Source organism: Streptomyces sp. NPDC002133, from assembly GCF_040296405.1.
Taxonomy (GTDB): Bacteria; Actinomycetota; Actinomycetes; order Streptomycetales; family Streptomycetaceae; genus Streptomyces.
The window spans coordinates 55,171-68,760 of record NZ_JBEOXF010000004.1 but is presented as its reverse complement, the minus strand read 5'-3'; the positions used below and the strand labels follow the sequence as shown (position 1 = coordinate 68,760).

Annotated in this window: 7 protein-coding genes; 6 read left to right on the top strand and 1 reads right to left on the bottom strand. The window is 72.0% G+C overall.

The window, feature by feature from the left end:
- Positions 1 to 107: 107 nt before the first annotated feature.
- A complete protein-coding gene (locus ABT078_RS06680; protein ID WP_351224536.1) occupies positions 108 to 3,326 on the top strand; it encodes an ATP-binding protein in 3,219 nt (1,072 codons plus the stop codon).
- A 30-nt stretch (positions 3,327 to 3,356) separates the two neighbouring features.
- Here ABT078_RS06680 and ABT078_RS06675 read toward each other — a convergent pair whose 3' ends face one another.
- Positions 3,357 to 3,518 (bottom strand): siderophore-interacting protein, encoded by a 162-nt coding sequence (locus ABT078_RS06675; RefSeq protein ID WP_351224534.1) that lies wholly within the window; start codon positions 3,516 to 3,518, stop codon positions 3,357 to 3,359.
- A 323-nt stretch (positions 3,519 to 3,841) separates the two neighbouring features.
- Between ABT078_RS06675 and ABT078_RS06670 the strand changes: the two genes are divergently transcribed.
- The 5 genes from ABT078_RS06670 to ABT078_RS06650 all read left to right on the top strand — a co-directional run bounded on the left by ABT078_RS06670 (position 3,842) and on the right by ABT078_RS06650 (position 13,506).
- On the top strand, positions 3,842 to 5,020 hold the full coding sequence (locus ABT078_RS06670; RefSeq protein WP_351224532.1) for an acyl-CoA dehydrogenase family protein: 1,179 nt from the start codon (positions 3,842 to 3,844) through the stop codon (positions 5,018 to 5,020).
- Between the two features lie 497 nt (positions 5,021 to 5,517).
- On the top strand, positions 5,518 to 8,892 hold the full coding sequence (locus ABT078_RS06665; RefSeq protein ID WP_351224530.1) for a pyruvate carboxylase: 3,375 nt from the start codon (positions 5,518 to 5,520) through the stop codon (positions 8,890 to 8,892).
- Positions 8,893 to 8,965: 73 nt separating this feature from the next.
- Complete coding sequence (locus ABT078_RS06660; protein WP_351224528.1) at positions 8,966 to 9,841, top strand: oxygenase MpaB family protein; 876 nt, start codon at positions 8,966 to 8,968, stop codon at positions 9,839 to 9,841.
- Between the two features lie 138 nt (positions 9,842 to 9,979).
- On the top strand, positions 9,980 to 11,284 hold the full coding sequence (locus ABT078_RS06655; protein WP_351224526.1) for an RNA-guided endonuclease InsQ/TnpB family protein: 1,305 nt from the start codon (positions 9,980 to 9,982) through the stop codon (positions 11,282 to 11,284).
- Positions 11,266 to 13,506, top strand: a complete 2,241-nt coding sequence (locus ABT078_RS06650) for a serine/threonine-protein kinase (RefSeq protein ID WP_351224524.1) — start codon at positions 11,266 to 11,268, stop codon at positions 13,504 to 13,506. Before ABT078_RS06655 ends, ABT078_RS06650 begins: the two co-directional genes overlap by 19 nt.
- Positions 13,507 to 13,590: the final 84 nt, after the last annotated feature.

Below are 13,590 nucleotides of genomic sequence, written 5' to 3'. Positions count from 1 at the left end.
CCCGGGACCCCACAAGCAGGGCCATCGGCATGTCTCCCGGCACCGCAGCGTCCGGCACCGCAGCGTCCGGCACCGCAGCGATTCGGGACCGGCGGGAGAATGGCCGGGTGACCTACCGCTACCGCATCCTCGGCGCCACGCAGGTGCTCCGCCCCGACGGGAGCGAGGTGCCGCTCAGCGGCGCCCGGCTGCGCGCGCTGCTGACCGCACTGGCGGCCGTCGGCGGGCGGCCGCTGCGGGCCGGTGAACTCGTCGACGAGGTGTGGGCCGACGACGAGCAGCCTGCGGACGCCGCCGCCGCGCTCCAGGCCCTGATCGGCCGGCTGCGGCGCACGCTGGGCCGCGACGCGATCACCTCGGTACCCGGCGGCTACCGGCTCACGGCCGAGCCGGACACGATCGACCTGTACGGCTTCGAGCGGCTGACCGAGCAGGGCACACAGGCGCTGCGCGCGGACGACCCCGCGCGTGCCGCCTCCCTCCTCGACGAGGCCCTGGCCCTGTGGCGCGGCCCCGCCCTCGCGGATCTCCCGATCCGTGACGGCGACCCCGTGGCCGTCCGTGCCCAACGCCGCCACGCCGAGGCGCGCAGAGCGCGCCTGGCCGCCGACGTCGCCCTCGGCCACTCGGAGGCCGCCCTCGCGGGCCTCGCCGAACTCACCACCGCGCACCCGCTCGACGAAGCCGTCCACGCCCTGCACGTCCGAGCTCTCCGCGCCGCCGGCCGCCCCGCCGAGGCCCTCCAGGCCTACGAGCAGATCCGCGCCGCCCTGGCCGAGCACCTGGGCACGGATCCGGGCCCGGAACTGCGCGCGCTGTACCAGGACTTGCTCCGTCCGGCCGTCTCCACCGCGGCGCACACGACGTTTCCCCGCCACGGCAACCTGCGCAGCCGCCTCACCTCCTTCGTGGGCCGCGACCGGGAACTCGGCGCGCTCCGCGACCAGTTGGCCACCTGCCGCCTCGTGACGCTCGTCGGGACCGGCGGGGTCGGGAAGACGCGGCTGGCACTGGAGACGGCCGACGCGGCACCCGGCGCCGCCGACGGCACATGGGTGGTCGAGCTCGCCGCCGTACGGGACGGTGCGAGCGTGGCCGAGGCCGTACTGACGGTGCTCGGGGCGCGCGAGCCCCACGTACGTGGGGCGGCCCAGCCGCAGGGCCCGGCGCCGGAGCCGTTCGCCCAGCTCGTGGAGGTGTGCGGGGCACGGCGGATGCTGCTCGTCCTCGACAACTGCGAACACGTCGTCGGTGCCGCCGCCGAACTCGTGGAGGCCGTGCTCACCGGCTGCCCCGGCGTGTCCGTGCTGGCCACGAGCCGCGAACCCCTGGGCGTGCCGGGGGAGACCGTACGGGCCGTGGAACCGCTGCCCCGGGACGGAGCCCTGCGCCTGCTCGCCGAGCGCGGCGCGGCGGCCCGCACCGGCTTCCGCACGGACGAGGACCCGGAGGCCTGCGACGAGATCTGCCGCCGCCTCGACGGGCTGCCGCTCGCCATCGAGCTCGCCGCCGCCCGCCTGCGGGCCCTCTCGCCGCGCCAGATCGCCGACCGCCTGGACGACCGCTTCCGGCTGCTCAGCACCGGCGGCAGGACCAGCAGGACCGCGCTGCCCAGGCAGCAGACCCTGCGGGCCGTCGTCGACTGGTCCTGGGACCTGCTCGACGCGCCCGAACGCACCGCGCTGCGCCGCCTCTCCGTTTTCTCCGGCGGCTGCGCCCCCGAGCAGGCCGATGCGGTGTGCGGGGACGCGGACGTACTCGCCTCCCTCGTCGACAAGTCACTCGTCGTCGCCCGGCCCGACGGAACGGCCGGACGGATGCGGTACCGGCTCCTCGACACCATCGCCGCGTACGCGGCCCGCCGCCTCGACGAGTCCGGTGAGCGCGACGCCGTCGAACGCCGCCACCTCGTCGCGTACCGGGAACTCGCACGGACCGGCGAAGCCCAGCTGCGGGGCCCGGACCAGGCGGAGTGGCTGGAGCGCTTCGAGACCGAGCACGACAACGTGCGGGCCGCCCTGCGCACGGCGACCGTGCGCCGCGACGAGCAGGACGCCCTCTGCCTCACGCTGTCGATGAGCTGGTTCTGGCAGCTGCGCAATCATCAGGCGGACGCGCGCCACTGGGCCGCCACCGTCGCCGCGCTCGGGCCCGACCCGTTCGCGGCCCCGGCGCGACACGCCGTGCCGCTGCCCGAGCGGTGCACGGACACGCCGCCGCCCTGGGGCGAGGAGCAGCTGTGGGAAGCGCGCAGAGGCGTACGGCTGCTCATGATCGCGGCGGGAGACGAGGGACCGGACCTGCCCGGGATCGTCGCCGCATACGGCCCCGGCCTGCCGCAGAACTGCCGTCAGCCCGGGTCAATGTGGTACTTCGTGCGGCTGATGACGGGCGAGTTCACCGGGCTCCGCGAGAGCGTCGACGCCCTGGTGCACGCCTGTCGCGTGCACGGATACGACGGCTGGGATCTGGGCCTCGCCCTCCTCATGCGGGCGAAGCTCCTCGACGACGGCCCCGGCGACGCCGACGAGGCCCTCGCCGTGTTCGAGCGCGCCGGTGATCTGTGGGGTGTCGCGGAGTCGCTGGCCGCACGCGGTGAGGCGCACGAGAGCCGCGGCGCGTCCGAGAAGGCCGCGCGGGACTTCCAACGGGCCATGGAGACGTCCGCCCGGCTCGGCGCGCACGCCCAGGTGCCGATGTTCAGGGCCCGCCTCGCGTCCGTACGGCTGGAAGCCGGTGACGAGGCCGCCGAGGAGATGCTGCGGGAGGCGGTGGAGGAGTCGCGGGCCCACGCCGGAAAGGCGGTCAGCACGGCCGGTCTGATGCTGGCGCGGCACTACGGCGGCACCGGGCGCACGGACGCCGCTCGTGAGCAACTGCGGCTCACCGCCGAGGAGTTCCCCGTGGGTACGCCCCCGCTGTTCACCGGGACGGTGGCCGGGATGCACGCCTGGCTGGACTGCCTCGAGGGCGCGTACGGGCCCGCACGGGACCACATCCGCGACGCGGTCCGCGAGCTGGCGAGCCTGGCGTACCTGGTGGCGCCCGAGATGATCGTCGCCCAGTTCCCCGTCGCCGCCTGGGCCGGCGCCCACCTCGGACACGCCGAGGACGCCGCACGGCTCCTCGGCGCCTACGATGCCCACCGCGCCGCCGCGCCGGGCGGGGGCTTCTCGGGCTTCCGCCCGCTCCGGCCCGCCGCGGAGGGGGCGCTTCGGCGCCGCGCGGAGACGGAGGTGCGCGCGGCACTCGCCCCGGCCGACTACGCGCGAGCGTACGCGGAGGGCGACGGCCTCACGATCGAGGAGGCCGCTGCCCTGGTCTGACCGGGAGCGCGCACGCACCGGCGTCAGCCCTCACGGGTACGCACAACGGAAGTACAGCTTCACCTGCTGGTCGGGCGCGTCCAGGGTGAACCCGGCGAGATCCGGTCCGCCGAAGGTGATCCGCGCCATGCGCGGGGTGAGCCGGCGGACGCCGGTGACCTGGATGAAGCGGAGCGGAAGGGCGTGATCCATGGGTCCTCCACAAGGCGAGGGACAGGGGAGCCTCGACCCTGCCGGCCCTTGCCGACATGCCACCTGCACGCCACCGACACGGCCCCCACAGGCTGCCGACGCGCTCCGACACGCCGTCCGCGACGCCGAGCGGCCGCTCACGGCCTGGGCCCGCACCCTTCCGAATTACTGCAACACGTTCTACTGTGTCCGCGCGGCAGTGACCGCAGCGACCGCAACGACCGCAACGAACGCGGGACCGCGACGAACGCCGCGACCGAAGCGACCGCAGCACCCGAAGCGAGCATGCGCGAGACCGCGAGACCCGAGAGCCTGGAGGGGCCGTGCACCTCGAATACACGCCTGAGCAGCAGCAGTTGCGCGCCGAGCTGCGTGCGTACTTCGACGGTCTCGTGCCGGACAACGCCTACGCCCGCTACGCCGACCCCGCCGCCCAGAAGCGCTTCTACCGTGAGACGATCCGCCGGCTGGGCACTGACGGCTGGCTCGGCGTCGGCTGGCCGGAGGAGTACGGCGGCCGCGGGCTGACCCCCATGGAGCAGTTCATCTTCTTCGACGAGGCCGCCCAGTCGGGCGTGCCACTGCCGTTGATGGCGCTCAACACCGTCGGGCCGACGATCATGCAGTACGGCACCGATGAGCAGAAGGCATACTTCCTGCCGAAGATCCTCTCCGGCGAGATCGACTTCGCCATCGGCTACAGCGAGCCCGACGCCGGCACCGACCTCGCCGCGCTCAGGACGCGGGCCGTGCGCGACGGGGACGAGTACGTCGTCAACGGCCAGAAGATCTGGACAACCAACGGGGACACCGCCGACTGGGTGTGGCTCGCCGTCCGCACCGACCCGGAAGCCCCGCCGCACAAGGGCATCACCATGCTCCTCGTGCCGACCTCCGACCCGGGCTACTCCTGCACCGTGATCAACACCCTCGCGTCCCACGACACGACCGCCAGCTACTACGAGAACATCCGCGTGCCCGTCTCCCGCCGCGTCGGGGAGGAGAACAAGGGCTGGCGGCTGATCACCAACCAGCTCAACCACGAGCGCGTCACCCTCGCCGCCCACGGGACCATGGCCATCCGCGCCCTCCACGACGTCCAGCGCTGGGCGTCCGAGACCAAGCTCGCCGACGGCCGTCGCGTCATCGACCTGGGCTGGGTCCGCGGCCGCCTCGCCCGTACGCACACCAGGCTCGACGCGATGAAGCTGCTCAACTGGCAGATGGTGAACGCCGTCCAGGAAGGCAGCCTCACCCCGCAGGACGCGTCCGCCGTCAAGGTGTACGGCTCCGAGGCGCGCCGTGACGCCTACGCCTGGCTGATGGAGGTCGTCGGGGCCGCGGGCCCGCTCAAGGAGGGCTCGGCCGGCGCCGTCCTCCACGGTGAGCTGGAGCGCGGCTACCGCTCCGCCGTGATCTTCACGTTCGGCGGCGGCAACAACGAGATCCAGCGCGAGATCATCTCCTGGATCGGGCTCGGGATGCCGCGGGTGCGGCGATGACCGTCTGTGACCACCTAGTTGTCATATGCCGTCGATGGTCGGCACCGGGATTCAGTGGGATCGTGGCCCAGCCGGTTGCCTTCCGGCCAGGTCAGAGCCTGGCGGGTGGGCCGATACTGGTGAGACGTTGCGTTTCGGATGGCGGGTTTGCAGTCGATTTGGCGCGTTGAGCACGAGGGCCGGACCGGCACGTCGACCCACACGAAGCCAACACGTCTGTCCGAGCACAGAGCCCGCTTACCCCGATCCGCGCTGGATCGCGTGGCTCATGCCTTCTCGGCGCGGATCGAGTAGGTGAGGGGAATACGCGGAGCCCCGCTCGTCCGGATCCCAAGGGTGCCAGAGACAGAGCGCGCCGTCCTCCGGCCGTATGACGTGATCGACGCCACCCAGCCTGGGTCGGCTGATCGCCTCTGGACTCTTGACGCTACCGCCGGGTACGGCGTGGGCCGGCTGACACCATGGGGTACATCGCCGCCAGGTCGAAGGGATCCGGAATGTTCCGCAAGGTGCTGGTCGCCAACCGCGGCGAGATTGCGATTCGCGCGTTCCGCGCCAGTTACGAACTGGGCGCGCGCACAGTTGCCGTCTTCCCGTACGAGGACCGCAACTCGCTGCACCGGCTGAAGGCCGACGAGGCCTACGAGATCGGTGAGCCGGGGCACCCCGTCCGGGCCTATCTCTCCGTCCAGGAGATCGTTCGTGCCGCGCGCCGGGCAGGCGCGGACGCCGTCTACCCAGGCTACGGATTCCTGTCCGAGAACCCGGAACTGGCCCGCGCCTGCGAGGAGGCGGGCATCACTTTCGTCGGGCCGAACGCCGAAACCCTCGAGTTGACCGGGAACAAGGCCCGCGCGGTGACCGCCGCCCGCGCGGCCGGCGTGCCGGTACTCGGCTCCTCCGCCCCCTCCACCGACGTCGACGAACTCGTCCGTGCCGCCGAGGACATCGGCTTCCCCGTGTTCGTCAAAGCGGTCGCCGGTGGAGGAGGACGCGGTATGCGCCGCGTCGAGGACCCGGCCGCCCTGCGCGAGTCCATCGAGGCGGCGTCGCGCGAAGCGGCGTCCGCTTTCGGTGATCCCACCGTGTTCCTGGAAAAAGCCGTCGTCGATCCGCGCCACATCGAGGTACAGATCCTCGCCGACGGGGATGGCAACGTCATCCACCTGTTCGAGCGGGACTGCTCGCTCCAGCGCCGCCACCAGAAGGTGATCGAACTGTCACCCGCGCCGAACCTCGATCCGACGCTGCGGGACCGGATCTGTGCCGATGCAGTGCGGTTCGCCCGCGAGATCGGCTACCGCAACGCGGGCACCGTGGAGTTCCTGCTCGACCGCGAGGGCAACCATGTCTTCATCGAGATGAACCCGCGCATCCAGGTCGAGCACACGGTGACGGAGGAGGTCACCGACGTCGACCTGGTCCAGTCGCAGCTGCGCATCGCGGCCGGCGAGACACTGGCCGACCTCGGGCTGTCGCAGGAGACCGTCACTCTCCGCGGCGCCGCGCTGCAGTGCCGCATCACCACCGAGGACCCGGCCAACGGCTTCCGCCCGGACACCGGCAGGATCAGCGCCTACCGCTCGCCGGGAGGCTCCGGCATCCGCCTGGACGGCGGCACCACCCACGCGGGTACGGAGATCAGTGCCCACTTCGACTCGATGCTGGTCAAGCTCACCTGCCGGGGCCGGGACTTCGAGACAGCCATCGGCCGCGCCCGGCGGGCCGTGGCCGAGTTCCGCATCCGCGGCGTGGCCACGAACATCCCGTTCCTGCAGGCCGTCCTGGACGACCCGGACTTCCGGTCCGGGCGAGTCACGACGTCGTTCATCGAACAGCGGCCCCACCTGCTCACCGCACGCCACTCCGCCGACCGCGGCACCAAGCTCCTCACCTACCTCGCCGACGTCACGGTCAACAAGCCCCATGGCGAACGGCCCGAGCTGATCGACCCGGTCACCAAGCTGCCACCGCTTCCGGCCGGCGAGCCGCCCGCGGGCTCCCGGAGGCGACTCGTCGAACTCGGCCCGCAGGGCTTCGCCCGATGGCTGCGCGAATCGCCGACCATCGGGGTCACCGACACCACCTTCCGCGACGCCCACCAGTCGCTGCTCGCCACCCGGGTCCGCACCAAGGACCTGCTGGCCATCGCCCCGACGGTGGCGCGGACTCTGCCCCAGCTGCTGTCGCTGGAGTGCTGGGGCGGTGCCACCTACGACGTCGCCCTGCGCTTCCTCGCCGAGGACCCCTGGGAGCGCCTGGCGGCACTTCGCGAGGCCGTTCCCAATATCTGCCTCCAGATGCTGCTGCGCGGCCGTAACACCGTGGGCTACACGCCGTACCCGACCCAGGTCACCGACGCCTTCGTCCACGAGGCCGCCGCCACCGGCATCGACGTCTTCCGGATCTTCGACGCGCTCAACGACGTGGGCCAGATGCGGCCCGCCATCGATGCCGTACGGAAGACCGGTACGGCCGTCGCGGAGGTCGCCCTGTGCTACACCTCCGACCTGTCCGACCCCTCGGAGCGGCTGTACACGCTGGACTACTACCTCCGCCTGGCCGAGCAGATCGTGGACGCCGGTGCCCATGTCCTGGCCGTCAAGGACATGGCCGGTCTGCTGCGCGCCCCGGCCGCGGCCACGCTCGTGTCGGCACTGCGTCGCGAGTTCGACCTGCCGGTGCACCTGCACACCCACGACACCGCGGGCGGTCAGCTCGCGACCTACCTCGCCGCGATCCAGGCCGGCGTGGACGCCGTGGACGGCGCGGTCGCGTCCATGGCGGGTACGACCTCGCAGCCGTCGCTGTCGGCGATCGTGGCCGCGACCGACCACTCCCAGCGCCCCACTGGCCTGGACCTCCAGGCCGTCGGCGACCTGGAGCCCTACTGGGAGAGCGTCCGCAGGATCTACGCACCGTTCGAGGCCGGCCTGGCCTCACCGACCGGACGCGTCTACCACCACGAGATCCCCGGCGGACAGCTGTCCAACCTGCGCACTCAGGCAGTCGCCCTCGGCCTGGGGGACCGCTTCGAGGAGATCGAGGCGATGTACGCCGCCGCCGACCGGATCCTCGGCCGGCTGGTGAAAGTCACTCCGTCGTCCAAGGTGGTCGGCGACCTGGCCCTGCACCTGGTCGGTGCCGGGGTGGCGCCGGAGGAGTTCGAGGCCACTCCCGACAGGTTCGACATCCCCGACTCCGTCATCGGCTTCCTGCGCGGCGAGCTCGGCACCCCGCCCGGCGGCTGGCCGGAGCCGTTCCGCAGCAAGGCGCTGGAGGGCCGCGCCGAGGCCAAGCCGGTGCAGGAGCTGACGGCCGAGGACCGCGCGGAGCTCGAGAAGAACCGGCGGGCCACGCTCAACCGGCTGCTGTTCCCCGGCCCGACGCGCGACTTCGACACCCACCGCCAGGCGTACGGCGACACCAGCGTGCTGGACAGCAAGGACTTCTTCTACGGGCTGCGGCAGTCGAAGGAGTACGGCGTCGACCTCGAGCCCGGCGTGCGTCTCCTCATCGAATTGCAGGCCGTCGGTGAGGCCGACGAACGAGGCATGCGCACCGTGATGTCCACCCTGAACGGCCAGCTGCGGCCCATCCAGGTGCGCGACAAAGCGGCGGCCTCCGAGGTACCGGTGACCGAGAAGGCCGACCGCGCCAACCCCGGCCACGTTGCGGCTCCGTTCGCCGGCGTCGTGACGCTGGCGGTCGCCGAGGGTGGCGAGGTGGAGGCCGGTGCCACGGTGGCGACCATCGAGGCGATGAAGATGGAGGCCACGATCACCGCCCCGCAGGCCGGGCGGGTCACCCGCTTGGCCATCAACCGGATTCAGCAGGTGGAAGGAGGCGACCTGCTCGTCGAGATCGCATGAGTCGCCCCTCGCCGCGGCTGGACCGGCATGCCGCGGGCGCGGCGTCGACCGCGTACGGCGCTACCGTTGAAGCATGAGCGGCGACGCGGACCCGGGCCTCTTCGGCCCCGACTCGGTCACCTGGCAGCTGCACGGCGACCCCATGATGTGGGTCGCCGGCGTCCGCGCGCTCTACCTCCAGGCCCTCCACCCGCGCGCCGTCCGCGGAGTCATGATCAACAGTGACTTCCGCAGGGACGCCTGGGGTCGCCTCATGCGCACCGTCAATTTCGTCGGCACCATCACCTACGGCACCACCGACGCTGCCGAACGGGCCGGAGCCCGCGTCCGGAAGATCCACCGGCTCCTGGGCGTGGACCGACCCGACCTGCTGCTGTGGGTCCACTGCGCCGAGATCGACTCGTATCTGGGCGTGGCACGCCGCTCCGGCTTCCTGCTCAGCGACGCCCAGGCCGACCGCTATGTCGACGAGCACCGCGTCAGCGCCCGCCTCCTCGGCCTGGACCCGGCCGGCGTGCCCGCATCCATCGGCGAACTCGCCGCCTACTTCGAGACCGTGCGGCCCGAACTCGCCGCCGGGGCCGACGCCCGCACTGTCGATGACTTTCTGCGCCGCCCGCCCGTCCACACCCTCCTCGTCCCGGCGCGTGGACTCCTCTGGCGGCGCGTTGCGGCACTCGCGTACTACGCCCTGCCCCCTTACGCCCATGAGCTCTACGGCAGACCCGCGCCGCCGCCCGACCGGGTCACCCACCAGCTCCTCGCCACCGGGAACGCACTGCGCGCCATCCCCTCCCGGGTGCGCTGGCAGCTGCCGCCAGGTCACATCTTGAAGGCAATGGCGCGACTCGGGCCCGGCAGCAGACCCGCACCGTACAAACTCCGCAGACAGGCGGCTATCCCTCCTCTTCAGGGGAATCCATGCCCCGGGGAGGGATTCCGATCCTGACCCTGCGACGTCGAGCGCCGCAGGGTCGGGATTGAACGGTGCAGATCTTCACGACCTGGAGCGGTGATCCACCGCACCCGGCGGCGAAGTGGGCAATGCTATGTTCCGGGGTTGTCCTGAACCGAGGGGGTGGGCGGAATGATTCGTGCGTACAAGTTCCTGATGCGGCCCACCGTGCGCCGGACAGTTGCGCTCGGCGAGATGCTGCGCGATCACTGCTCGCTCCACAACGGCGCATTGCAGGAACGTCGAGATGCCTACCGGCACCCTTCGAAGACCACCGTCCGATACGGGCAGCGGTCCGCTCAGCTCAAGGAGGTCCGGGCGTTCGATCCACAGCGCCAGGGCCGCTGGTCGTTCTCGTCCCAGCAGGCGACGTTGCGCCGGCTGGACAAGGCCTTCGCCGCGTTCTTCCGCCGTATCAAGGCGGCGGAGAAGCCCGGGTACCCGCGCTTTCGACCGGTGAACCGGTTCGACACCGTGGACTTCCCCGAGGACGGCGACGGCTGCCGCTGGGACTCCGCCCCGCACGATCCGGTGACCCGGGTGCGTTCGCCACGCGCCGGGCATGTCAGGGTCCACCGGCACCGTCCGGTGGTCGGCAAGGTCAAAACGATCTCGGTGAAGCGCGAGGGCCGTCGTTGCTACGTGATTCTCACGGTCGAGCAGACCGAGTTCGTGCCGCTGTCCGCAACCGGCTCCGTGGTCGGCATCGACATGGGGCTGTCCGACTTCCTTGCCGATTCGGCCGGCGGATTCGTGTCCGATCCGCGGCACGGCGGGGAAGTCTCCGCGGAGATCGAAGCCGCTCAGCAGGCCCTGTCCCGGTGCAGGCGCGGTTCAAAGCGTCGCCTCAAGGCGGGGGAGGGGATCACCCGGCTGCATCGCAAGGTGCGTCGTCAACGGCTTGACCACGCGCACAAGGCCGCTGGTGACCTGGTACGCGAACACGACTTCATCGCGCACGAGGACCTCAACATCCGCAACATGAGCAAGGCATCTGAGCCTCAACCGAACCCCGACAAGCCGGGCAGCTTCCTGCCAAACGGGGCCGGTGCAAAGGCTGGGCTGAACAAGTCGATCAACGATGCCGGATGGGGGGTGTTCCTTGCGATACTGAACGCCGAGGCAGAGTGCGCCGGACGGGAGGTGATTGCGGTGGATCTCCGCAATACTTCCCGGCACTGCCCCGCACGCGGGCACACCGCCAAGGAGAACCGGCCCGCACAGGAGAAGTTCCTCTGTGTCAACTGCGGCCACGCCGCGCACGCTGACACGGTGGGCGCGCTCAACGTTCTTCGGGCCGGGCTGGTCCGTCGCGGAGCCATTCGGCACAGCGAGAAGCCGCCCCGTTTGCGGGGTGGAGGAGTCACACTGGACGGGCCGGGGAGGCCGCGGCGAAGCGACGGGGGCGACAGCACGCGATGGCGGACACCAGGCTGATCCACGGCCGGTACCGGCTGCTCGATGTGATCGGGCGCGGGGGCATGGGCGAGGTGTGGCAGGCTCGCGACGAGTCGCTCGGCCGGCGTGTCGCGGTCAAGTGCCTCAAGCCGTTGGGGCAGCAGCATGACCGGTCCTTCACCGGTGTGCTGCGGGAGCGCTTCCGCAGGGAGGCGCGGGTCGCCGCCGCGCTGCAGCACCGCGGGGTCACCGTCGTGCATGACTTCGGCGAGTACGAGGGCGTCCTGTATCTGGTGATGGAGCTGCTGGAGGGCCGCAACCTCAGCCAGCTGCTGGAGGACAACCGGCAGCATCCGCTGTCGGTGCCCGACATCGTCGACATCGCGGAGCAGGTCACCGACGCCCTCGCGTACACCCATGAACGGGGCATCGTCCACCGGGACTTGAAGCCGGCCAACATCATGCGGCTCACCGACGGCACGGTGAAGATCTGCGACTTCGGCATCGCCCGCCTCGGCCACGACATCGGCTTCACCTCGCGGCTCACCGGCACGGGCATCGCCATGGGCACCCCGCACTACATGTCGCCCGAGCAGATCGGCGGCGGTCATGTCGACCACCGCAGCGACCTCTACTCGCTGGGCTGTGTGCTGTACGAAATCGCCACCGGCGTCCCTCCGTTCGACCTCGAGGACCCCTGGTCCGTGCTCGTCGGGCACCGCGACACGCCGCCCGTGCCGCCGCGCAAGCACCGCGGCGAACTGCCCTCGTTCCTCGACCGGATCGTCCTCGACCTGCTCGCCAAGACGCCCGAGGGCCGCCCGGCCGACGCCAAGGAGCTGCTCCGGCGCATCACCGCGGCCCGCTCCGTGTCCGGCCGGGCGCAGCCCGAGGCGCCTGGCCCCGAGCAGCAGGAGGCGGCGTCCGCGCGCGAGCGGCGGCTGCCGTCGTGGACCGACGGCATGACCACCGGCCACAAGGCGACCGGCGGCTCCGCGCTCCGCCCCACCCCGCCCGACTACACCGCGGGCCTCACCGGCGAGTGGACCACCGGCGTGGCGCTGCGCGGACCCGTGCCCGTGCAGCTGCCGCGGCCGGAGCGTCCCACTCCGCCGCCCGAGCTGCTCGCCGTCCTCGCGAGCCGCCACAATGCGGTCCTGAGCCTCGGCCGGCTCGGCCGCTGGGAGGAGGCGGGCGAGGTGCACCGGTCGGTCGCCGCCGAGCGCGAGCACGCGCTCGGGCCCGACCACCCGGACACGCTCGCCAGCCGCTACGAGGTCGGCTTCACCCTCAGCAGGACGGGGCGCACGGCGGACGCGCTGCGCGAGTTCACCCGCGTCGCCGACGGCCGCGAGCGGACGCTGGGCCCGGACCATCCGGAGACGCTGGCCGCCCGCCAGGAGACGGCGTACGTGCTCGGCCAGCTCGGCCGCCACTTCGAGGCGCACCAGGTGTACGCGGCGGTGCTGGCGTCCCGCGAGCGCACCGTGGGGCCGGACCATCCCGACACACTGCGCTGCCGGCACAACCTCGCGTTCAACCTGAGCCGGCTCGGCCGTCTCGAGGACTCGTACCGGATGGCGTACGAGGTTGCCGCGGCACGTGAGCGCGTCCTCGGGGCCGGGCACCCGGACACGCTCGTCACGCGCTATGAAGTCGCGTACGCGTTGGGTCAGTTGGGCCGCTGGACGGAGGCCCTGCAGACGTACCGGGAGGTCGCGGCCGCCCGGGCGCAGGCACTCGGGCCGGACCACCCCGACACGCTCTCAGCACGCTACGAGGTCGGCATCAGCCTGGGCCGTCTCGGCCGCAGCGCCGAGGCCCTGGAGCTGTACCGGGCGCTGGTCGACGACCGCACGCGGGTGCACGGCCCCGCGGATCCCGAGACCCTGCGCGCCCGGCACGGCCTCGGCGTGAACCTCGGGCGGCTCGCCCGCTGGGAGGAGGCACTGGCCGAGGCCCGGGAGGTCTGCGCGATGCGGGAGCGTGTCCTCGGTCCCGACCATCCCGACACCCTCGTCAGCCGCCGTGAGGTGGCCGTCGGGCTGGGCTGGCTGGGCCGCTGGGCGGATGCCCTCGCCGTCTACCGAAGGGTCGCCGAGGCCCGTGAACGGGTGCTCGGCGCCGACCATCCCGACGCCCTGGCAAGCCGCAACGACGAGGCACACTGCCTGGAACAGCTCGGCAGGGGCGCCGAGGCGGTCGAGCTGTACCGCCGCGTGGCAGCGCTCCGCCAGCAGCGGGGGAGCCGAGGCCACTGACCTCACCGGGATCGAGTGGCCCGATGCGACGCGTGTGCCGTCCTCACTCGAACGGCTCCGCTCCGCCGCCGCCGGTGGCCGCCC

What these genes read in the sequence shown, in the direction of transcription:
- ABT078_RS06675 (WP_351224534.1), bottom strand. Translation starts at nt 3,518, where the DNA reads ATGGATCACGCCCTTCCGCTCCGCTTCATCCAGGTCACCGGCGTCCGC.
- ABT078_RS06665 (WP_351224530.1), top strand. Translation starts at nt 5,518, where the DNA reads ATGTTCCGCAAGGTGCTGGTCGCCAACCGCGGCGAGATTGCGATTCGC.
- ABT078_RS06660 (WP_351224528.1), top strand. Translation starts at nt 8,966, where the DNA reads ATGAGCGGCGACGCGGACCCGGGCCTCTTCGGCCCCGACTCGGTCACC.
- ABT078_RS06655 (WP_351224526.1), top strand. Translation starts at nt 9,980, where the DNA reads ATGATTCGTGCGTACAAGTTCCTGATGCGGCCCACCGTGCGCCGGACA.
- ABT078_RS06650 (WP_351224524.1), top strand. Translation starts at nt 11,266, where the DNA reads ATGGCGGACACCAGGCTGATCCACGGCCGGTACCGGCTGCTCGATGTG.